The sequence below is a fragment of the Streptomyces sp. NPDC004721 genome (assembly GCF_053601495.1).
The window spans coordinates 64,259-84,438 of record NZ_JBSGBZ010000031.1 but is presented as its reverse complement, the minus strand read 5'-3'; the positions used below and the strand labels follow the sequence as shown (position 1 = coordinate 84,438).

Genomic DNA, 20,180 nt, shown 5'->3' with positions numbered 1-20,180 from the left:
CGACGGCCGGGGTCAGCGCCGCAGGGGAGCCGAGCGGATCAGGGTGCCGTGAACAGGTTCGGGAAGCGCGGCGCGAGCCAGGGCCTGCGGCCCCAGGCGATGACGTGCCCCCGGGCCATGGCCCGCCACGGGTTGAGGCGGCCCAGCGCGATGAGGAGGAAGGCGACCGGTTCGATCAGGATCGTGCAGTCGGGCCGGATCGCGGGCCCTGGGGTCACGTGCACGGCGCCGTCGTCGAGAGCGACGCCGAACGCGGCGCCGCCGCGCAGGCGGATGGCGTAACGCGCCGTCATGCCCGCGGTGGACGTCGCGGTGACCCTCGGCATGACCAGGAGCATGAACGGCATGCACAGCCCGACACGGGCACGGTCGACCATGTGCGGGCGGCCCAGCGCCCGGGCCAGGTCGTAGCCGTGGCCCAGCATGTGCGTCAGGAGATAGGACGCGAGCGTGGCGCTGTTCATGCGGCCCAGTGGCGTGACGAGCGCCGGGTCGTCCGCTGCGCCCTCGTCCGCGGGCCGGTCCACGGCGTCCAGGAACGCCTCGGCCTGTTCCACGATCATCGCCGCGAGCGGCTCGGGCCGACGCTCCTCGAACGCGGCGAGGGCCCGTGCGTTGGCCGCGGCCAGGCTCTGCGGTGTGCCGTCCCCGTAGGGGCGTTCCCGGCCGCGCGCGAGGTCGGCCATCAGTTCGTTGGCCAGCGCCAGATGGGCGGCCGCCTCGCCTACTGTCCACTCGGACCGCGGAACGGGAAGCGCCGGGCCTGCCGCGCCCCGCAGCAGCGCGGCGATGTCACCGGAGGTCTCACGTATCGCTTCCGCGAGCCCTTCGGGCATCGGCCGCCCGTTGCCCGGCCGCACTGTGGGATGCACGCCCTTGGACCCCTTCCTGTCTCGTGTACGCGCGGTCGAGTTCCCGCTGTGAACGGGGGCCGAGCGTACCGGGTCGGGCAGCCGGCGGGTCGGTACCGCGACGGCTGCCCCACGATCCCGGCCGAGTCCGCTCCCAGACGCCCGACGGGGGATCAGAAGACGATCCGGGCCCGGCGGGCGGCCACGAGGGCGGCGTCGGATCCGGAGACCAGTTCCAGCGGCACGTCCGGATCGCGTCCGGCCAGGCCGCGCAGATAGGCGACGGCGTCCGCCCGGACGACCGACGAGGGCTCGCCCGAGCCGATCAGCCACGTGCCCCCGGCGGGCCCGGTGAGCTCCAGCACGACGGATGCCCCGGACCAGGTCAGGGCCAGGTCGCGGATCACCTGCTCGACGATGAGCCGGTCGTGCTCCCCCACCACGAGGGGCTGCCCCGTGGCCCGTGCCAGGTCGACGCGGTGCATCCACAGGTCGCGGTTGTAGATGGTGTCGAGCAGATGGCCCACGGACATCCGGGGTGCCTCGGCCACACCGGTGGCGACCCTGGCGCGCCGCATCAGTCCCGGGCGGCGCCGACGGGCCTGTACGGCGCGAGGCCACAGCAGCGCGAACCGCTCGGCCAACTCCGGTCCGGACACGGTGGCGTGGTCGGCGATCTGCGCCGCCATGTGCGCGTCGACCGGGCCCAAGCCCCGGTGGCGCCGCCTGCCCGTGATCTCCCTGCGCACCATGGTGGCCAGGGAGATGTTGTCCTCGCACTGGGCGACGAGGTGGGAGACCAGCGTGCGCACGTCCCACTCCACGCAGTCGGTGGGACGCTGCCAGTCCTCGTCCCCGAGCTTGTCGAGTACGTCCATGGCGGCCCGGCCTTCCGCCTCGGCTACCGCGACCGACTGGTCACGGCCGGTCTGCGGCAGGCGTGCGGCCTCCCCGTAGGTCTGAGTCATCGCACTCGCCCTCCTCGGGGGCGTAGAAGTGGAAGAACATGTCGACCGTCGTCCGGGTGAGCCGGGTGAAGCGGCCCTCCTCGACCCGCGCGGACGGTTCGTTGGCGAGCTGCTGGCTGATCACGCCGGCCATCAGCGCCGTGTAGAGGGCCATCCCGTCCTCCTCGGCGGCGGCGGGCGACAACTGCCCGGCGCGCACCGCGGCCTGGAGGGCGGCCCGCAGGAGTTCCAGTTGCCGCACCGCGGGTTCGAAGGCCCGCGGGGTCGGTTCGAATCCGGGCACGGGCCGCCAGTACAGCAGTTGCGCCAGGACCGGATGGGCCATCGCCCAGGCGACTGTGGCCTGCTGGCCCGCCAGGAGGGCACCGCGCGGATCCCGGGAGAGCATGGCCCGGTACGGCTCCAGGACGTCGACCGTCTCGCGCATCCCCCGCTCGAACAGGGCGTCGTAGACGGCCGTCTTGGACGGGAAGTACTGGTACAGCGAGGGCGGCCGCATGCCCATCCGCCGGGCCACCTCGGCCATGCTCAGCGCGGCCACGCCTTCTTCCGCCATCACCTCGAGCGCGATGTCGAGGATCTCCCGCACGGTGTCGTTGCGCCGGCGCAGTCTCCGGTCCTCCCTCATGTCCTTAGGAAAGCCTCATGGGCGTAGGGGAGTCAATACCCCGTCAGTTCCACGATCGGACACGCTGGGGAAAGGGCGTGCGTCTCGGGCAACTGCCAAGATCGCCCGGAGCGTTGACGTGGGGGCAGCACTCCGCGACCCTCCAGTGACCGTGGCTCGCTCCGGCCGCACCGCGGATCGCGGACGGCTCGCGTCACGGCGGCACTCGCTCACCGACCTTCCGACGACCCAGGACCGCGCATGAGCATGTACCAGTCCCCGCAGCAGCAGCCCTACGGATACTGGCAGCCGACGTACCCCCCGCCCTACGGGCCCGCTCCGGTGGGCCCGCCTCCCGGGGCCCTCGGTAACCAGGGCGCGCGGCTCGCCGCCCGCTTCCTGGACGGGGTGTTCATGCTGCTGGCGCTGCTGCTCGTGGCCGGGCTTGTCGTCCTGATCCAGAACCTGACGGTGGACAACGACAGCATCGGCATGGTGGCCGGGGTGATCGGATACTCGGGGATCGGTGTGGTCCTGCTCTGCTACGAGCCCGTCATGCACTGGAAGTCCGGCGCCACCTACGGCAAGCGGATCTGCGGGTTGCGTGTCGCCCGGCTCGACGACGGGCGGCACCTCTCCTTCGGACGCGCGTGGCTGCGCTGGTTCACCAGCTTCCTGATGGGATTCGTGCCGTTCCTGGGTCTGGTCGACGTGCTGTGGTGCCTGTGGGACAAGCCGTTCCAGCAGTGCCTGCACGACAAGGCGGCCAACAGTGTCGTCCTGACCACCAGACCCTGAGACCTCAGCGTGCGTCGGCGGACAGGACCCGGTGCGCGGCGATCTCGGCCGAGCGGACGGCGGCCTCGCTGTTGGGGCGGAGCATCACCCAGTCCCGGGCGTGGTCGACGCGGCGCGCAGGACGGTCCAGGAACGCCCGCCGCAGCCGCAGCGCGGCCGGCGTCGCCTCCGGCAGCCCCACCGGCCGGCGCACCACGTGCGCCTCGCGGGTCGCCTCGGCCAGGCCCGGCAGGTACCGCTCGGCGCGCCCGGCGACCACGGACACGACCTCGTCGTCGGGCCGCTCCGGCAGGTCCGGGGAGGCGCACGGGGAGGCGCAGAGACTGATCAGACCGCGGCCGGGTGGAACCCGGTCGGGGGCCTTGGCGTGGTCGAGGATCGCGCCGGCGAACACCCGGTCGTCCAGGGCCGGGACCTCCAGCGCGTAGGACGGCTCCCGAGTGGGGCTCAGGTCCACCGTCCGGTGCCGTAGGGCGGCGCCCCGTCGAGCAGTCGGTCGCGCAGTTCCTGCCGACGGACCTTGCCCGTCGCGGTGAGCGGGAGCTGGTCCAGGGGCAGCACCGCAGGCTCGCCGAGCGGCGGGAGGTCGGTCACGGCCTGCTTCCACGCGTCGAGGTCCAGCGTGCCGTCCTGGGTCACCAGGACCGGCTGCGGCAGTCCGCTCGCACGACCGAGCACCACCGCCTCGACGACCTCCGGCAGCCGGTCGTGGATCACGTCCTCGATCTCGACGCAGCTGCCGTCGGGGATCGTGTCCACCTCGCGGTCGAGCAGCAGCAGCCGGCCGGAGCGGGTGATGAGGCCGAGGTCCCCGGTGGTGAACCAGGGACCGGACAACTTGGCGCGCATTCGCTCCGGTTCGCTGACGTATCCGGCGCACAGCGTTCTGGTGCGGGCCTGCACCAGGCCGGGCCTGCCGCGCCCCGCCGGCTGGAGGGTCGCCGGGTCCACCACGCGCAGTCCGGCCTTGCCGGGCACGGTCCGCCCCAGGTCCCGGGTGGTGGGGTGGCGCTCCCCGCCCGCTCGTACCGATCTGCGCGTCAGGCAGCGGAAGGTGAGCGGCCCGGTCTCGGACTGCCCCCAGACCTGCACCCACAGCGGCAGCCGGCGCCGGGTCGCGGTCAGGAACGTCCGTACCGTGGGCGGGTGCACGGCGTCGAAGGCGTTGATGTAGAGCCGGACGTCGTGGAAGGGGTTGTCCGGCGACGCCGCCAGCGGCTGCCAGCGCACGAAGGCCGAGGGCGCGGCCTCCAGCATGGTCGGCGGATGGGCGCGCAGGACGGGTTCGGCGAGCCGGGGGTCGTAGCCGTCCAGGATCACCGCCGCGCGCGGGGCGAGCCAGAACACGCTGATCGTCCAGGCGAGGCCCCGCCCGTGCGCGTACGACGCCGCCTGGGCGACGGTGTCGTCACGCCGGGCGGACACCAGGGGCAGGCGCCGGGCCTCGGCCGCGGCGATCCGGTGGATCAGCGTTCTGGCGGAGTGCCGGACCAGCTTGGGGATCCCGGTGGTTCCCGAGGTGTGCATGATGGCCAGGGTCAGGTCGTCCGGGCGGGGGCGGGGCGGCGGCGTCCGGTGGCCGCGCACGTCCGCGAGCGTGATCGCGCCGGGTGCGGGGGCGTCGAGGGTGAGGGTGCGGCGGGTGAAGGCGGTGAGGTCGGTCTCCGCGCCGCGCGTGGCCGCCAGCGTGGCCGAGGTGGTGACCAGGGCCTTGGCGTCGAGGCGTTTGAGCAGCACCTGGAGCGTCTCCACCGGGAGGCGGTCGGAGATCAGCGCGGGCACCGCGCCGATGCGGGCGGCGGCACAGGCGAGCAGGACGTAGTCCCAGTGGTTGGGTTTGATCACGGCGACCCGGTCGCCCGGCGTCACGCCCAGCCCCTCGAGCCAGCCCGCGGCCTGGCTCACCAGATGGGCCAGGTCCGGGATGTCGTACGTCGTCCTGCCGTCGGCCGCGATATCCAGCGGCCGGCTCAGATGGATCGTCGTCCCGGTGCCGCGGTCGGCCAGGACGTCGAAGAACGGTCCGGGGGCGAGGAGTTTCATCGGATGACCTCCGAGGAATCCCGTTACGCGCACGGGAGCTGATGGAAGATGGGGCTCGGCGGGTCGGGCGGGCCTCCGCACGGAGCGCGGGGACGTCGGCCCGGGTCCTCGCCCCGCCCTTCCGGCTCAGGCGAGGCCGGCGATCGTGAGATTGACCGCCACGAGTGTGACGACCAGGATCCGGTGGGCCCGGATGCCGATCAGCCGGCCGCGCAGGACGTCACCGCGCACCATGCCGACCGTGAACTGCCGGACGCGGGTCGCCTTCAGCGGGACGAAGGCGAGCGGGAACCACCACGGGGCGAACCCCAGCGGCGGCGCGGTGACGATCGCCGCGGTCTCGAGTACCGACAGCGCGCCGATGAACAGGCGGTTGCCGCGGAGGGACAGCAGACACGCGGCGGTCGGCCGGCCCACCGCGCGGTCACCTGCGACGTCGTGGGTGTTGGAGTACACGCCGAACAGGACCGGACCCAGCCCGAACAGGAACGCCTCCACGGCCGCGAGCCCGGTCGCCTCCCCGGTGAGCAGGCCGAACGGCGGCAGCACGAAGGCCCAGCCGACCACGGCGAGGAACACTTCCTGGAATCCCCGGTAGCTGAGCCGCAGGCCCCACGAGTACTGCGGGACGACGACGGCGGCGGCCACCAGGGCGAGCACCGCCCACAACGGGCGGTGCGGCGCCCAGGCCAGCGCCGCCGTCCAGCACAGACACCCGGCGACGAGCGCGCACCAGGCGAAACGGATCGCGGCCGCCTCGCTGAGCGTCCCGGCCGGCAGCGGCTTGCGGGCCGGTGCCCGTGCCGGCGCGTCGGGGCCGTAGTTCGCGGCGCCGGTTCCGTCCCGGTAGCCGGTGACGTCGCCGAACGCGACGGCCGCCGCCACCAGGCACACCTCGCCCAGCAGGAACGCGAGCAGTGTCGGCAGCGACGCGCCGTCGAGCCGCTGGGACGCGGGGAGCAGCGACCAGACGACGGCCAGGCTGAGGTAGCAGTCGACCATGCCGAGCTTGGCCGGCCGGAGGTAGGCGGGCAGCCGTGCCCCCGGGTCCCGGCCGGTGCGGACGCCGGCCTCCTGGGGCGGCGGTTCCGTGGCGGTTCCGGTACTGAGCTCACTGGTCATGGACGCTCCCTGTGGTCGTGGCGTCGGGCGTCCGCGGGGCGCGGAGCAGCGGTGTCGCCGTGGTCCAGGTCTCCGTCATGCGGTGAACTCCCAGGGCGTGCCGGGCAGGACACAGCCGGCCCGGGTCAGTGCGGCGTCGAACCGCGGGTCCGTGGCGAGTTCGGTGAGGTCGGACGTCAGCGGCACCGACGGCCCGGGACGGCGGGAGGCGGCGGCGCCGGATCCGTGCCGGGTCAGTAGGGTCGCGGCGGAGAGCAGAGAGGTGTCCACACGCAGGAGTGGAGCGCTGCCGTGTCTGTCGCGGCCGCTGGTGGAGCGCGCCGCCAGCGCGGCCAGCACCCCCTCGGCGCAGACCAGACCGCCGAGCACGTCGAGCAGCGTCATCAGCGAGGGCGTCGGTGGCTCGCCGTGCCGCGCGGTCAGCCCGGCCAGGCCGCTGCCCGCCTGCACCAGGTAGTCGGTGCCGAGCGGCGGGGTGGGCCCGAGGGCCTCGCCCCAGCCGGACGCCCGGGCATGGACGAGACCGGGCCGGACACCGGCCAGATCGGTCGCGTCGAGGTGCCACGCGGCCGCCTTGCCAGGGGCCCAGTCGTGCAGGAACACATCGGCGTCGCGGACGAGTTCGCGGAGCGTGCCGCGGCCGCCCGGGGTCCGCAGGTTCGCCTCCACCGCGTCCTTGCCCTGGTTGAGCGCCAGGAAGCGGGCCGAGCAGCCACCGACCAGCGGCTCGGTGCCGCGCAGGGGGTCCCCGCCCGGCGGTTCGACCTTGATCACCCGGGCTCCGAGCCGGGCGAGTACGTGCCCGGCGAGCGGCCCCTGCACTCGTCCGGTGGACTCGACGACGACCAGCCCGGCGAGTGGCCCGGACACCGTGGGGGAGGCCGTGGCGGGTGAGGGCACGGCGGGCCCCGCCGCGGTCCGCCGGTCCGCGGGCAGTGCGCTGACGGTCCACGGGGTCTCGGGCAGGGCGCCCGGCTCCGGTGCGTCGGGGCCGCGGACGGGCAGCACGCTGACGTCGGTCCGGGCGCCCACGGAGCGGATCACCTGGTAGGAACGCCGCGCGGCGACGCGGTGCAGTGCGGCGGGCAGCGGGCAGACAGCGGTGGCGAACCGGTTCTGGAACGGGGACCAGCCCCGGCGGATCGCGGTCCGCTCGGCGTCGAGGAGGGTCCAGAAGCTCTGCCAGGCCTCGGCGTCGAGTGTCTCGATCTCGAACCTGACCCCGTCGGCGCTGGTGAACGGCGGTGCCGCGGCGTCCGGAGCGGGGGACGTCATCGGCACCGGCACGTCCGAAGGGTGCGTACGGGCGGCGCTCGCCATGGCCAGGTACTGGCCGGTGGCGAGGAGCGCGCCCTGCGCCACCGAGGTGCGCACCCGGCCGATCCGGGTGCCGCGCGCGGCGGCGTGGAACGCGGCGAGCATGCCGGTCACGGCGAGTACCCCGGCCACCGTTCCGGCGTAGTCGAGGCCGAGCGGCGTGGGCGTCCCGTACCGGCGCCCGTGGATATGGGCGATGCCGCAGGCGGACTGCACATCGGCCTCGCTCGCCAGGGGCAGCGCCACCGGGCCCGCCCAGTCGATGGCGCAGGTGAGGCCGCCGGCACCCGTAGCGGCGACGAGGGTGCCCGCGTCACCGGTGCCGTGCCCCGGACGAGTGTCACCGGTGCCGTGCCCCGGGCCGGCGGTGGCCGGTTCGCAGCCGAGGAGCGCCAGGTGATCGGCGGCGACCGCGAGCGCCGTCGAGCCGCCCGCGGCGCTCACCTGGATCCCGGCCAGCGGCCGGTGCGGTTCGGGCGCCCGACGCGCCTCGGTCCGTACGCACGCGTCGACGCTCACCGGCCTCGCCGCCCCTGCACGGAGTGGATCACGCACGAGCCGGCCCGGAACCGCGGATGCCGCATCGCCTCGCGCACCTCGGCGAGTTCGGCGTCGGTCATGCCGGCGGCGACGAGGCGGTCACGCAGGTGTAGCACCAGACGGGAGTGGCGCGCGGGCAGCCGATGGCAGCCGTGCGGGTCCGGGTATGCCTCCAGCGGGAGCAACTCGTCGCTGAACACGACGACCTGGTTGGTGTCCGGGACGTCACGGGCGTTGCCGGGGGCGTTCTGCGCGACGGCCGGGCCGACGCCGGCGAAGACGACTCCGGCGGCCGGCGCGGCGGTGAGCGCGGTACGACGCATGGGATTCACCTCTCGGGACTGGGGGAGCCGCCGACCGTTGCGGCGGCTCCCCGCGGTCGGCTCAGAACGGCTCGGGCGCGGTCGTCGCGCTCGTCGTCTGGGCCGACCCGAGCCGGCCAGACCGAGGACGCCCGCGAGGGACGCGGCGGCCAAGGCGATGGCGAAGCGCTTGCCGACAGCGGTGCATGAAATCTCCTTGGACATCGCGGGCCCGTTGCCCGACGACACACACAGAAGATCACATTGAGCGACAGTCAGCTTGCTCTCCGTGTCGACTCCGTTCGTGGCCGCGCTGCGGCATCCCCGCCGTGCGGCCCGGGTTCGCCGCCGGGACGGCCGGTTCCGGGGGCACGTGGGTTTCACTGCGCTGAGTGAGCACGATCGCCCGGTCGGAGGCGCGCGGCCTGTCGGCCTCCGGGGCCTGCGGCGGCCCGGTGCACGATGCACAGCGGTGGCGGTCACCGGCGAGCCGTCGGGCCCGCCCGGTCACTGGGGGCCCGGCGGAGAGGCGCGGATGGTGTGCGATCCGGCCGTCGTGGGTCTCGGGTACGTCGGGCTGCCGCTCGCCAGGACCGCCGGCGCCGCCGGGCTCACCGTCACCGGATGCGATGTGTCGCGGCAGGTCGTCGCCGGGATGAACGCCCGGCGCTCGCACGTGCGGGACATGACCGATCACGAGGTGCGGGGGATTCTCGCCGCCGGTTGTCTGCCACGCCCGGCCCCCGCCCCGGCCGCGGCGTGCCGACCGGTACGGCGGCGGTCCGCCCGACGCAGTCAGCGGCTTCGCGGGGTCACCAGGCCCGACTCGTAGGCCAGGACCACGAGTTGGGCGCGGTCACGGACCCGGAGTTTGACCATGGCCCGGTTGACGTGGGTCTTCGCGGTCATCGGGCTGATCACCATGCGGTCGGCGATCTGGTCGTTGGACAGCCCCTGCGCGACCAGGGCGACCGCCTCGCGTTCGCGGTTGGTCAGTTCCTTCAGGCCCGGGCCGACTCCCGTGTCGAGCGGCTGGGTGACGTACCGGCTGATCAGCTTGCGGGTGATCGACGGCGCGAGCAGGGCGTCGCCCCGCGCGGCGACACGCACGGCGTGCAGGAAGTCCTCCGGCACGATGTCCTTGACGAGGAATCCGGCCGCCCCGGCCCGCAGCGCGTCGAAGACGTACTCGTCCAGGCCGTAGTTGGTCAGGATGACGACGTGCACCCCGGACAGCGCCTGGTCCGCGGCGATGCGCCGCGTCACCTCGATGCCGTCGAGGACCGGCATCCGGATGTCGACGAGCGCGATGTCGGGCAGGTGCTCCCGGACCAGGGCCAGGCCGGCCATGCCGTCGCCGGCCTCGGCCACCACCTCGATGTCGTCCTCCATGTCGAGCAGCGCGCGGAATCCGCTGCGCAGGAGCGGCTGGTCGTCGACCAGCAGGACACGGATCACGACGTCTGCTCCACGGGTAGTTCGGCCTGGACGGTGAAGCCTCCCTCGGTACGCGGCTCGGCCCGCAGCCGGCCCCCGAGGGCGGTGACGCGCTCACGCATCCCCAGCAGTCCCACGCCGGGCACCGGGGCGGTGCCCGGCGTGGCCCTGCCGTCGTCGTCGACGCGTATCGTGAGCGCGTCCGGTCGGCAGTCGATCCGGACCGACGCCGAGTCCGCGGCGGCATGCCGGGCGATGTTGGTCAGCGACTCCTGAACGATCCGGTAGACCGTCCGGTCCACCGCGGCGGGCACGTCGTGCCGTTGCCCCTTGATCGTCAGCGTCGCGTCCAGGCCGATGGCACGGGCCCGTTCCACGAGCTCCGGGACGTGGTCGAGACCGCGCGGCGGGGCCGTGTCGTCGTCGCGCAGCGCCTCCAGGGTCGCGCGCAGCTCCCGGCTCGCCTCACGTCCCGCCTCCTGGATCGCCAGCAGCGCCGCCGGCACCTGTTCGCCGCGCCTGCGGGCCACATGGACGGCGACCTCGGCCTGCACCTTGATGATGGAGATCTGGTGGGTGAGGGAATCGTGCAACTCCCGTGCGATGTGCAGCCGTTCCTCGTCGGCGCGGCGCCGCGCGGTCTCCTCCCGGGTGCGTTCGGCCTCGTCCGCCCGCCGCTCGGCCTGCCGTAGCGCCTCGCCCGCCGCGCCGGCCGCGATCAGCCAGGCCACTTCGAGGGCGCCGCGGGCCTGCGCGAACGCCTGGCCCGTGTCGTGCAGGGAGGCGAGGGCCGCGAGGGGGAGGGCGGCCAGCATGGCCACGCTCGCCGCGACGGTGACGGTGCGGTGCCCCGCTCGCATGGCGGCGTACACCGCGAACAGGTAGGCGACGGCGGGCACATCGAAGCCGACCGCCTGGTAGCCCACCGCGCACAGTCCGGTGACGGCCAGCACGGGCAGCGGGGCCCGGCGGCGCGCGGCCAGCGCCAGACCGCCGGCCACCAGCAGCGCGTAGCCGAGCAGGCCGAGGTCGTCGGCGGAGTGCCCCCCGGACAGCCCGGTGGCCAGCAGCGCCCCCGCCACGCCGACGGCGATCGCCCAGTCCCCGACACCGGCCGGGACACCGAACCGTCCTTTGTCCATGGGCGCACCCTAACGGGACGCCGCCGCGGGCGGATCACGCTCGCGGACGAGCGCTCCTGTACCGCGCCCGCGGTACAGGAGCGCCGCCCGCGGTATCCGCCGCGGCCGCGTGCGCCGCCGGTAGCAGCCCAAAGTGTCCGCGCCTGAGGGACGTTCGGCGGCGGGTCCGGCGGACATGATCGGGCGACGTCCAGTCGCAGGAGGAGAAGATGACGGCAACCGACACCCCCCGTACGGAAGGAGCCCTGGCGGGACTGGCCCGGTTCTGCTACCGGCGGCGCCGCCTGGTGCTCCTGGCCTGGATCGTCGGCGTGATCGCCGTGGCGTTCGCCGGCTTCGGCTTCGGCGCCGCCCCCGACAACGACTTCTCCGGCGGAAACTCCGACTCCGCCAAGGCGCAGGCGCTGATCGAGAAGCACTTCCCCGAGCGGCAGGGGGACACGCTGACTCTCGCGATCAAGGCGGAGAAGGGGATCGACGACCCCGCCGCCCGGCAGAAGATCGAGAAGGTCGTCGCCGATCTGGACGCCTCCCCCCTTACGGGACCGGTGACCTCGCCGTATCAGGACGAGGATCTGGTGACGAAGGATCGTCGCATCGCCCGTACGACCATCCCGCTGACCGCCAAGGATGTGAAGAAGACCGAGGTCAAGCCCTTGGTGACCATGGTCAAGGAGGCCTCCGGCGACGGCGTGACGCTGGGGCTGGGCGGGGAGAAGGCGGAGAAGGCCGAGACACCCGCGCAGGGTTCGTCCGAGAGCGTGGGCATCGTGGCGGCAGCCGTGATCCTGTTCATCGCCTTCGGGTCGCTGGTGGCGATGGGACTGCCGATCGTGACCGCCCTTCTGGCGATCGTCGCCGGCCTCGCCCTGATGAAGCTGGTGGGGTATCTGGTCCCCTCACCCGATTTCACCGCGATCCTCGCCGCGATGATCGGGCTCGGCGTCGGCATCGACTACGCGCTGTTCATCGTGACCCGCTACAAGGACGGCCTGCAGGCCGGCGACGAGCCGGAGACCGCCACGGTCAAGGCCATCACCACGGCCGGTCACGCGGTCCTGTTCGCCGGCACGACCGTCGTGATCGCGCTGATGGGCCTGATCGTCATGGGACAGCGGCTGATGACCGGGGTGGCCGTCGCCACGTCGGTGATCGTGCTGGTGACGATGATCGCCGCGGTGACCCTGCTGCCGGCGTTCCTGGGCTTCACCGGCCACCGGATCAACTCGCTGCGCCTGCCCCGTCGTACGTCGCGCCGGAGCGGGGCCGACGGTGTCCCGGCCCGGGAGCGCCGTACCCTCGCCGAGCGCTGGGCCGGCGTGGTGCAGCGCAGGCCGCTGGTCGCCGCGGTACTGGCCGGCGCGGTCCTGCTGGTGCTGGCCGCCCCCACGCTGTCGATGCGGCTGAGCAACCCCGACGCCAGTGTCCAGCCCCACGACAGGAGCAGCTACACCTCGTACAAGATCCTCTCCGAGGGCTTCGGTCCCGGCTACGGCGCACCCCTGATCTTCGCCACCGAGGTCGGCTCCGGACACACCGGTCTGGGTCCCGTCGTCGAAGCGGTCGGCAAGACCGAGGGCATCGCCCACACCACACCGCCCCAGGTCAGCAAGGACGGGCAGGCCGCGATCTTCATGGCCTTCCCCCGGACCGGATACCAGGACGAGGCGACCGCGGACGTGGTGCACCGGCTCCGCGACGACGTGCTGCCCAAGGCACCCGGCGGCGACGGGGTCTACGTCGGTGGCCCGAACGCCGGCACGATCGACATGGCCGACGACATCGGCTCGCGCCTGCCCCTGATGATCGCGGTCGTCATCGCGCTGTCCCTGGTGCTGCTGATCGCGCTGGTCCGGTCGGTCACGATCGCGCTGCAGGCCGCCGTGATGAACCTGCTGGCGATCGGTGCCGCCTACGGCGTGCTCGTCGCGGTCGTCCAGTGGGGATGGCTGGGCTCGGCCCTCGGTTTCCCCACCGAGATGCCGATCACGACCTGGGTGCCGATGATGATCTTCCCGGTTCTGTTCGGCCTGTCCATGGACTACGAGGTCTTCCTGATCTCGCGGGTCCGTGAGGAGTACGAGCGCACCGGCGACACCCGGATGGCCGTCGCTCGCGGGATGGCGCGGACCGCCAAGGTCATCACGGCGGCGGCCGCCATCATGGTCGCCGTCTTCACGACCTCCCTGCTCGGCCCCGACGTCGCGGTCAAGCAGGGAGGGCTGGGCATGGCCGTCGCCGTGCTCATCGACGCCACCATCATCCGGATGATCCTCGTCCCCGCGGTGATGGAACTGTGCGGCAACGCCAACTGGTGGATGCCCGGACGCCGTTCGCCGAGGACGACCGCGGCTCGAGGCGCCGAGGTCGCGGAGGAGGCCAGGGTCTGACCTTTGCTCCAGCCGGTGTGCGGGGGACCCTTGGGCGGGGTTCCCCGCACGACCGGGAGACAGGCTCGGCATGATGGCCGGATGATTACCGCGCGCGCCCTCAACCGCTCAACCCTCGCCCGGCAGTTGTTGCTCGACCGGGAGCCGCTCACCGCCGCCGACGCGGTGCGGCGCGTGGTCGCTCTTCAGGCACAGCACCCCGCCTCGCCGTACCTGGCGCTGTGGAACCGGCTCAGCGGCTTCGACCCGGCGGGCCTCGACGCCGCCGTGGCCGGCCACCGGGCGGTCAGGTCGACGCTGATGCGGATCACGCTGCACATGGTCCACGCGGAGGACTACCGGGTGTTCCGCGAGGCCATGGAACCGACACTGCGCGCCTCCCGGCTCGGCGACTCCCGCTTCACGGCGTCCGGGCTCACCACCGCCGACGCCCACGCGCTGATCCCGGGACTGCTGGAGTACACCGGCCGGCCGCGGTCCGCCGCCGAGGCGCGGGGCCGCATCGAGGAGTTGCTGGGCGCGCCGGTGGAACCGGCGGCCTGGCGGATGCTGCGCCAGTACGCGCCGCTGTGGCACGCGCCCACGGGAGGTCCCTGGTCGTTCGGCACGCAGCAGTCGTACGTCGCCGCCGGCACGCCGCCGGAGCTGGCCGACCCGGACGCCGCCGTCGAGGGTCTGCGCACTCTGATACGCCGCTACCTGGAGGGCTTCGGCCCGGCGTCGGTGGCGGACATGGCGCAGTTCGCGCTGGTCCAGCGGGCCAGAGTGAGGATGGCGGTGCAGTCACTCGCCGCCGAACTGGAGCAGTTGGAAGGCCCCGACGGCACGGTGCTGTACGACATCCCCGGCGCGCCGCGGCCGGCCGAGGACACCCCGGCCCCGCCCCGGCTGATGGCGATGTGGGACAGCATCCTGCTGGTCTACGCCGACCGCGCCCGCGTCATCCCGCCCGCGTACCGCAAGCTGGTGACGCGCGTGAACGGCGACGTACTGCCCACCCTGCTGGTCGACGGCTACGTCGCCGGCGTCTGGCGTCCCGTCGACGGAGGAATCGAGGCCACCGCCTTCCACCCGCTTCCGAAGCACGTCTGGCGGGGACTGGCCAGGGAGGCCGGCTCGCTCACGCGGTTCCTCGCCGACCGCGAGGACACGGTATACCGGCGCTACGGCCACTGGTGGGCCAAGGGGCTGCCGGCCGCCGAGACACGCCTGCTGCGTGGCGACTGAGCCGTACCCCATGCCGGTGCAGGCCGACCTGTCCGACCCGGCTGCCCGAACGAGCGGTGCGGCGCGTAGCGTCCGGTCGTATGGAACCCATGGCGCACGCCCAGTCGGCACAGGGCACCCGGCCTCGGGCCCGTGACCTCGGCATCGTCGTCGGGCAGGGTGGTACCGGGCCCCTCAACGCGATCACCGATGTGCCGGGCGTCCGGGTCGGGCACACCACCGTCCGGCGTCCTCCCGACGTGCACAGCGGAGTGACCGCGGTCGTGTCCGGGACCGTCGGCCCCCACTCGCCGCTGCCCGCCGGGCTGTTCACCGGCAACGGCTACGGCAAGCTCATCGGCACCACCCAGCTCACCGAACTCGGCACGCTGGAGACCCCGGTGCTGCTCACCTCCACCCTGTCGGCGTTCCGGGTCGCCGACGCCCTCGTCGGGTGGATGCTCGAACAGCCCGGATGCGGCGAGGTGCAGAGCCTCAACCCGGTTGTGGGCGAATGCAACGACGGCTTCCTGTCCGACATCCGCGCGCGGCCGGTGCACGAGGAACACGTCCGGGCCGCGCTCGACGGAGCGTCGGGCGGCGCGGTGGCCGAGGGCTGCGTCGGCGCGGGAACCGGAACGGGCGCCCTGGGGTTCAAGGCGGGCATCGGAACCGCCTCGCGCACCCCCGAACTGGCGGGCCGGCGGTGCACCGCCGGGGTCCTGGTGCAGGCGAACTTCGGCGGCACGCTGCGGGTGCTCGGCCGCTGCGTCACACCTCGGTCCCTGGGCATGACCGGAGACCCGGCGCCGGTCGCGGAGACCGGCTCCTGCATGATCGTGGTGGCCACGGACGCCCCCGTCGACGCGCGGCAGCTCACCCGCGTCGCGCGGCGGGCCGTGTTCGCCCTGGCCCGCACCGGCGCGGCCTACAGCCACGGCAGCGGCGACTACGCCATCGCCTTCGGTACGCGACCCGAGGCGGGCGCCCCGGTGGCGGACGCCGAACTGGGGCCCCTGTTCGAAGCCGTCCTCGACGCCGTCGAGGAGGCGGTGCTCAACTCCCTGCTCGCCGCGACCACGACCACGGGCTTCGGCGGCCGCACCCTGCCGGCCCTGCCCGCGGACCGGCTGCTCGACGCCCTCAGAACTCCCGCGCTCTGATCGGTCCCGTACGAGACGGCGCGGCCGGCCGGCTGGCACCGGACCAGCGGCGGCACGCGATAGGCCGCGGCTATCGGCCGCATTCGGCAATCGCGCATTGTGACGGCCCGGCCCTTCGGAGAGCCTGACCACGTCCGGCAGCACGGCCGGCGTTGGTCCAGCGAAGGGGAGGGCATGGCACAGTCACAGCACCTTCGGCGCAACTTCATCGACGGACAATGGGACCCGGCCGAGTCGGGACTGACCAGGGAGAACACCAACCCGGCCGACGTCAGCGACCGGATCGGGGAGTTCGCCGAGTCGGGCGGCGTCGACGTGGACCGGGCGGTCGACGCCGCCACGGCCGCGCTGCCCGGCTGGCGTGGACTCGGGCCGGTCCGGCGAGCCGAGTTTCTCGCACGGGCCGGAACCCTGCTCACCGAACGGGCCGAGGAGTTCGCCGCCGTCATCACCCGCGAGCAGGGCAAGCTGCTCGCCGAGGCACGCGGTGAAGTGGCCCGGGCACGCGCCGTACTCGACTTCACGGCCGGGCAGGCGCGGCTGCTCGGCGGCGTGACGGCGCCCGCGGAGGACGAGCGCACGTTCGCCTACACCTTCCGCCGCCCGATCGGCGTGGTGGGTCTGGTCTCGCCGTGGAACTTCCCTCTGGCGATCCCGATGTGGAAAGTGGCACCGGCGCTGCTGTCGGGGTGCACGGCGGTGCTGAAACCCTCGCCGCTGACCCCGCTCACCGCAGCCCTGCTGGTGGAGGTGTTCCAGCAGGCCGGAGTCCCGGACGGGGTACTCAACCTGGTGCAGGGCGACGTCGCGGCCGGCGAGGCGCTCGTCGCCAACCCGGCTGTGGCGGGCATCAGTTTCACCGGCTCGCTCGCCGTGGGCACCGCCATCCAGACCGCCGGCGCGGACCGCCTGCTGCGCACCCAGCTGGAGCTCGGCGGCAAGAACGCGGTCGTGGTCTGTGACGACGCCGACCTGGACCGGGCCGTGGACGCCGTCGTGCACGGCGCGTTCGGGCAGGCCGGACAGCGGTGCAGCGCGACGAGCCGCGCGGTGGTGGACGTACGGGTGCGGGAGGAGTTCCTCGAGCGGCTGGTGCCACGGGTCGCCGGGCTGCGCGTCGGCCCGGGTGACGACCCGGCCTCCCAGGTGTGCCCAGTGGTCAACACGGTACGCAGGGACGCGGCCCTGTCGGCGATCGCCGGGGCTCAGCGCGACGGCGGCAAGGTGCTCTGCGGCGGCGGCCCGGAGGAACGGGCGGACCTGCCACAGGGGTGCTACGTGCAGCCGACGGTGATCCGGGACGTCCCGTGGAACAGCGAGCTCGCCCAGGAGGAGGTCTTCGGCCCGGTGCTGGCCGTGGTCGACGCGGACGGGTTCGACGACGCGATACGGATCGCGAACTCGGTGAAGTACGGAATGAGTGCGACGGTGTTCACGGCCTCCCAGTCACGGGCGTTCGAGGCGGTGGAGCGCTTCGAGGCGGGGATGCTGCACGTGAACCGGCCGGGGGTCGGCGCGTACGCGCATCTGCCACACACGGGCGCGAAGGCGTCCCAGTACGGGCCCCCGGAGTGTTCGCCCCAGGTGTGGGACTTCTACACCGCATGGCATTCGGCCTGCATCGCCTACTGACCCGGGAGACCGGTCCGGAAACGGTGAGGAGCCCGGCGGGAACGTTCCGCCGGGCTCCTCACCGTCCTGCGCTCAGTCGCCGATGTTCTCCTCCGCGAGTCCGAAGGACAGGGTCATGCCGGCGCCGCCGACACCGTTGACGACGGTGACGGCTGGCTCCGGGGAGACGACGAGTTCGGTGCGCCCGTCCCGCAGCGAGGGGTAGTAGCCCGCCCAGCGTTCGGTGATGCGGGCGTCGGGGAGGGCGGCGAAGGTGTCCAGGTAGGAGAGGACGGCCTCGTTGATCTCCTCGTTCTCGAACGGATCGTGCGTCATGCCGTAGGCGTGGCTGTCGCCGATCGTCAGCCGTCCGTCCGCCGTCTGGGACAGCAGGACGTGGATGCCGTGCTCGCGGTGGAACGGCAGCTCGACGGCCATCCGGTCGGCGAGCGCGGCACGAGCGGTCAGGCCGTTGAAGGCCGCGTAGTGCAGCAGGGTGAGACCGCCGCAGAGCATCGGCCCGAGCTGCCGGCCGCCCGGCTGCACGCCGGTCCGCATCATCTGGAGCTTGCAGCGGACCAGGCCGCTCTCGGCGAAGACGTCCGGATAAAGCGTCGCGAAGTCGTTCCCGGTGCACACGAAGACCCGCTCGGCGTGCCACTCGCCCGCGGTCGTGGCGACAGCCGGCATGTCGATCGAGCGCACGGTGGTGCCGAACCGGATGTCCACCCCGTACTCGGCGACGAGGTGTTCGGCGACGGCGGGGATCGCCCGCCGGGGGTCGATGTTGACCTCGGTGGGGCTCCACAGGGCGGCCAGCAGACCGTCCGGCCGGGCGGTAGCGCTGCGCCCGGTCGCCTCCCGGGCGGTGATCATGGTGGTGCCGCGTTCCCGCGCGGCGGGCGCGGCGGCGAGGAACTCCTCGAGGACCGCCACCTCGTCGGGGTGGTGGGCGAGGTGCAGCGAGCCGGTCTGCTCGGCCCACAGCCCGGTCTTGGCGGCGATCTCCAGCCAGATCTCCCGGCTGCGCAGCGCACGTTCGTAGACGACGCCGCGTTCCTGGCCGATGGCCCAGATCATGCCGAAGTTGCGGATGGAGGCGCCGACGGCGAAGTCGTCGCGTTCGAAGACGACGACGCGTTCGCCGCGGCGGGCGGCGGCCAGGGCGTGCGCGAGTCCGACGATGCCTGCGCCGACGACGACGGTGTCGGCCCGGTTGACGGTCATGGGGTGTTCCTCTCTGGGTACGGCGGAAGGTACGGCGAGGGGTCACGCAGGAGTCCTGAAGGAACGGAGCTCACACACCGGCCGCGCGCGGCGTCCGGTTCCAGTGCGGCAGCATCAGCAGCCCGGCGAGCAGCGCGGCGACGGCGAACCCGGTGAACAGCACGCCCCCGGAGAGGAACCCGGGCAGCAGGCCACCGAGGATCGCACCGACGGAGCCGCAGCCGTTGACCAGCCCGGCCGCCGTGCCCGCACCCTTGTCGGTGCCGAAGTCCACTGCGGCGACGCAGGAGATCATCGAGTCGGCGGCGTACACGCTCAGTCCGATCACGGCGAGGACGCCGATCATGACCGCGACGCTGCCGGTCGCGGTGAGCGGCATGAACAGCGCCAGGGCGGCCGTCAGCAGGGCCAGCGCGAGCACGCACGGCGGTACGCGGCGCGAGGCGAACAGCCGGTCGGAGAGCCAGCCGACGCCGATGGGAGCGAGAACTCCCGCCGCGCCGAACGCGATCGGGACGAGGACGGCACCGACCTTGTCGAGGTCGGGAAGCCGCCGGCTGACGAGTACGGGACCCCACAGCAGGATCGCGTAGCGGGCGGGTTTGAGGAGGAAGTAGGTGGCGCCGAGGGTCAGCACCATGCGGTCGCGCAGCGTCTCACGGTAGAGGGCGATCCCGCGGCGCCGTTCACCGGTATCCATGGCTGGTGCGGGCCGCCCGCCCGGCGTCGGCTCCCCGGCCGGTGCGTCGTCCTCGGCGATGCCCGCCTCCCGCGGGGAGTTCTTCTGGAACGCCGCGAACAACAGCAGGACGGCGCCGAGCGTCGCCGCGCCCGAGAAGAACGCGGCCCGCCAGCTGTCGAAGAGGGCGTACGCGATCCAGCCGAGGAACGGGGGCGCGGCCAGACCGCCGAACGCGTAGTTGGTGCTCCACAGTCCGAGAGCCCGGCCGCGCTGCCGCATGGGGAAGAAGCTGCCCATGTTCTTGCACAGCGGTGCCCAGCCGGCCGACTGGGCGAGGCCCTGGACGACCATCGCGCCGCCGAAAACCAGCAGAGCACTGCTGAGGCCCATCACGCAGGCCGCGGCGATGGCACCGATCATGCCGCCGATGACGACCACCCGGGGACCGAAGCGGTCGGCCCACATGCCCCACAGGAACTGCCCGGCCGCATAGGCGGCGAGGTACACCGCGTCGATGACGCCGAGGGCGTGTTCGGTGAGGGCGGTGTTGGCGGCAGGGTCGTCGAGGATGCCGAGCTTGGCGACGGAGAAGGCCTGGCGCACGAAGTAGAACCCGGCATAGGCGAGCCAGGTCACGGCGAAGATCCGCCGTCGCCAGCGGACGGCGTCGGCATGTGCCGGGCCGGTCAGGGGAGTGCGGTGCGGTTGCGGTGGTGCGAGGTCGGCCATGGCGGTGTCCTGTCCCTCGTCTGGGGCGGATGGGCTGGCGTGGGG

18 protein-coding genes are annotated in these 20,180 nt (G+C 73.2%); 6 read left to right on the top strand and 12 right to left on the bottom strand.

Annotated elements, in window-relative coordinates; genetic code table 11:
• Positions 1-38: 38 nt before the first annotated feature.
• The 3 genes from ACWEK3_RS26560 to ACWEK3_RS26550 all read right to left on the bottom strand — a co-directional run bounded on the left by ACWEK3_RS26560 (position 39) and on the right by ACWEK3_RS26550 (position 2,447).
• Complete coding sequence (locus ACWEK3_RS26560) at positions 39-836, bottom strand: maleylpyruvate isomerase family mycothiol-dependent enzyme (protein ID WP_453250746.1); 798 nt, start codon at positions 834-836, stop codon at positions 39-41.
• Between the two features lie 188 nt (positions 837-1,024).
• A complete protein-coding gene (locus ACWEK3_RS26555; RefSeq protein ID WP_450542155.1) occupies positions 1,025-1,819 on the bottom strand; it encodes a maleylpyruvate isomerase family mycothiol-dependent enzyme in 795 nt (264 codons plus the stop codon).
• Positions 1,770-2,447, bottom strand: coding sequence for a TetR/AcrR family transcriptional regulator (locus tag ACWEK3_RS26550; protein WP_361419858.1), 678 nt, complete (start codon positions 2,445-2,447; stop codon positions 1,770-1,772). Before ACWEK3_RS26550 ends, ACWEK3_RS26555 begins: the two co-directional genes overlap by 50 nt.
• 240 nt (positions 2,448-2,687) lie before the next feature.
• Between ACWEK3_RS26550 and ACWEK3_RS26545 the strand changes: the two genes are divergently transcribed.
• A complete protein-coding gene (locus ACWEK3_RS26545; protein ID WP_453250741.1) occupies positions 2,688-3,224 on the top strand; it encodes an RDD family protein in 537 nt (178 codons plus the stop codon).
• Between the two features lie 4 nt (positions 3,225-3,228).
• Here ACWEK3_RS26545 and ACWEK3_RS26540 read toward each other — a convergent pair whose 3' ends face one another.
• The 5 genes from ACWEK3_RS26540 to ACWEK3_RS26520 all read right to left on the bottom strand — a co-directional run bounded on the left by ACWEK3_RS26540 (position 3,229) and on the right by ACWEK3_RS26520 (position 8,569).
• Positions 3,229-3,681: a hypothetical protein gene (locus ACWEK3_RS26540; RefSeq protein ID WP_450542149.1), complete on the bottom strand. Its 453-nt coding sequence runs from the start codon at positions 3,679-3,681 to the stop codon at positions 3,229-3,231.
• On the bottom strand, positions 3,672-5,267 hold the full coding sequence (locus ACWEK3_RS26535) for a class I adenylate-forming enzyme family protein (RefSeq protein WP_453250740.1): 1,596 nt from the start codon (positions 5,265-5,267) through the stop codon (positions 3,672-3,674). The genes ACWEK3_RS26540 and ACWEK3_RS26535 overlap by 10 nt, the downstream gene beginning before the upstream one ends.
• A 126-nt stretch (positions 5,268-5,393) precedes the next feature.
• Positions 5,394-6,389, bottom strand: coding sequence for a UbiA family prenyltransferase (locus ACWEK3_RS26530; RefSeq protein ID WP_453250739.1), 996 nt, complete (start codon positions 6,387-6,389; stop codon positions 5,394-5,396).
• A gap of 75 nt (positions 6,390-6,464) precedes the next feature.
• The gene (locus ACWEK3_RS26525) at positions 6,465-8,225 is read right to left on the bottom strand and encodes a CoA transferase (protein WP_453250738.1); all 1,761 of its coding nucleotides are present in this window, start codon (positions 8,223-8,225) and stop codon (positions 6,465-6,467) included.
• Positions 8,222-8,569 carry a hypothetical protein gene (locus tag ACWEK3_RS26520; RefSeq protein ID WP_450542142.1) on the bottom strand — a complete coding sequence of 116 codons (348 nt, stop codon included), beginning with the start codon at positions 8,567-8,569 and terminating at the stop codon, positions 8,222-8,224. Before ACWEK3_RS26520 ends, ACWEK3_RS26525 begins: the two co-directional genes overlap by 4 nt.
• A 514-nt stretch (positions 8,570-9,083) precedes the next feature.
• Between ACWEK3_RS26520 and ACWEK3_RS26515 the strand changes: the two genes are divergently transcribed.
• Positions 9,084-9,380 carry a hypothetical protein gene (locus ACWEK3_RS26515; RefSeq protein WP_453250745.1) on the top strand — a complete coding sequence of 99 codons (297 nt, stop codon included), beginning with the start codon at positions 9,084-9,086 and terminating at the stop codon, positions 9,378-9,380.
• On the opposite strand, the gene ACWEK3_RS26510 is transcribed toward ACWEK3_RS26515, so the two are convergent.
• Positions 9,344-10,006, bottom strand: a complete 663-nt coding sequence (locus ACWEK3_RS26510; RefSeq protein WP_450542140.1) for a response regulator — start codon at positions 10,004-10,006, stop codon at positions 9,344-9,346. The two genes, ACWEK3_RS26515 and ACWEK3_RS26510, sit on opposite strands and share 37 nt — an antisense overlap.
• Positions 10,003-11,127, bottom strand: a complete 1,125-nt coding sequence (locus tag ACWEK3_RS26505; RefSeq protein WP_450542138.1) for a sensor histidine kinase — start codon at positions 11,125-11,127, stop codon at positions 10,003-10,005. The genes ACWEK3_RS26510 and ACWEK3_RS26505 overlap by 4 nt, the downstream gene beginning before the upstream one ends.
• A 209-nt stretch (positions 11,128-11,336) precedes the next feature.
• Between ACWEK3_RS26505 and ACWEK3_RS26500 the strand changes: the two genes are divergently transcribed.
• From ACWEK3_RS26500 to ACWEK3_RS26485, 4 genes are all read left to right on the top strand, one after another.
• The gene (locus tag ACWEK3_RS26500; protein ID WP_453250737.1) at positions 11,337-13,517 is read left to right on the top strand and encodes an MMPL family transporter; all 2,181 of its coding nucleotides are present in this window, start codon (positions 11,337-11,339) and stop codon (positions 13,515-13,517) included.
• 81 nt (positions 13,518-13,598) lie between these two features.
• On the top strand, positions 13,599-14,744 hold the full coding sequence (locus ACWEK3_RS26495) for a winged helix DNA-binding domain-containing protein (protein WP_453250736.1): 1,146 nt from the start codon (positions 13,599-13,601) through the stop codon (positions 14,742-14,744).
• A gap of 80 nt (positions 14,745-14,824) precedes the next feature.
• Positions 14,825-15,886, top strand: a complete 1,062-nt coding sequence (locus ACWEK3_RS26490) for a P1 family peptidase (RefSeq protein ID WP_453250735.1) — start codon at positions 14,825-14,827, stop codon at positions 15,884-15,886.
• A 174-nt stretch (positions 15,887-16,060) separates the two neighbouring features.
• Positions 16,061-17,518, top strand: coding sequence for an aldehyde dehydrogenase family protein (locus ACWEK3_RS26485; protein ID WP_453250734.1), 1,458 nt, complete (start codon positions 16,061-16,063; stop codon positions 17,516-17,518).
• A 72-nt stretch (positions 17,519-17,590) separates the two neighbouring features.
• On the opposite strand, the gene ACWEK3_RS26480 is transcribed toward ACWEK3_RS26485, so the two are convergent.
• Positions 17,591-18,724 (bottom strand): TIGR03364 family FAD-dependent oxidoreductase, encoded by a 1,134-nt coding sequence (locus tag ACWEK3_RS26480; RefSeq protein WP_453250733.1) that lies wholly within the window; start codon positions 18,722-18,724, stop codon positions 17,591-17,593.
• A gap of 70 nt (positions 18,725-18,794) precedes the next feature.
• A complete protein-coding gene (locus ACWEK3_RS26475) occupies positions 18,795-20,135 on the bottom strand; it encodes an MFS transporter (RefSeq protein WP_450542127.1) in 1,341 nt (446 codons plus the stop codon).
• Between the last annotated feature and the right edge of the window lie 45 nt (positions 20,136-20,180).

What these genes read in the sequence shown, in the direction of transcription:
- ACWEK3_RS26495 (WP_453250736.1), top strand. Translation starts at nt 13,599, where the DNA reads ATGATTACCGCGCGCGCCCTCAACCGCTCAACCCTCGCCCGGCAGTTG.
- ACWEK3_RS26560 (WP_453250746.1), bottom strand. Translation starts at nt 836, where the DNA reads ATGCCCGAAGGGCTCGCGGAAGCGATACGTGAGACCTCCGGTGACATC.
- ACWEK3_RS26505 (WP_450542138.1), bottom strand. Translation starts at nt 11,127, where the DNA reads ATGGACAAAGGACGGTTCGGTGTCCCGGCCGGTGTCGGGGACTGGGCG.
- ACWEK3_RS26475 (WP_450542127.1), bottom strand. Translation starts at nt 20,135, where the DNA reads ATGGCCGACCTCGCACCACCGCAACCGCACCGCACTCCCCTGACCGGC.
- ACWEK3_RS26500 (WP_453250737.1), top strand. Translation starts at nt 11,337, where the DNA reads ATGACGGCAACCGACACCCCCCGTACGGAAGGAGCCCTGGCGGGACTG.
- ACWEK3_RS26490 (WP_453250735.1), top strand. Translation starts at nt 14,825, where the DNA reads ATGGAACCCATGGCGCACGCCCAGTCGGCACAGGGCACCCGGCCTCGG.
- ACWEK3_RS26535 (WP_453250740.1), bottom strand. Translation starts at nt 5,267, where the DNA reads ATGAAACTCCTCGCCCCCGGACCGTTCTTCGACGTCCTGGCCGACCGC.
- ACWEK3_RS26520 (WP_450542142.1), bottom strand. Translation starts at nt 8,569, where the DNA reads ATGCGTCGTACCGCGCTCACCGCCGCGCCGGCCGCCGGAGTCGTCTTC.
- ACWEK3_RS26530 (WP_453250739.1), bottom strand. Translation starts at nt 6,389, where the DNA reads ATGACCAGTGAGCTCAGTACCGGAACCGCCACGGAACCGCCGCCCCAG.
- ACWEK3_RS26515 (WP_453250745.1), top strand. Translation starts at nt 9,084, where the DNA reads ATGGTGTGCGATCCGGCCGTCGTGGGTCTCGGGTACGTCGGGCTGCCG.
- ACWEK3_RS26480 (WP_453250733.1), bottom strand. Translation starts at nt 18,724, where the DNA reads ATGACCGTCAACCGGGCCGACACCGTCGTCGTCGGCGCAGGCATCGTC.
- ACWEK3_RS26555 (WP_450542155.1), bottom strand. Translation starts at nt 1,819, where the DNA reads ATGACTCAGACCTACGGGGAGGCCGCACGCCTGCCGCAGACCGGCCGT.
- ACWEK3_RS26550 (WP_361419858.1), bottom strand. Translation starts at nt 2,447, where the DNA reads ATGAGGGAGGACCGGAGACTGCGCCGGCGCAACGACACCGTGCGGGAG.
- ACWEK3_RS26485 (WP_453250734.1), top strand. Translation starts at nt 16,061, where the DNA reads ATGGCACAGTCACAGCACCTTCGGCGCAACTTCATCGACGGACAATGG.
- ACWEK3_RS26545 (WP_453250741.1), top strand. Translation starts at nt 2,688, where the DNA reads ATGAGCATGTACCAGTCCCCGCAGCAGCAGCCCTACGGATACTGGCAG.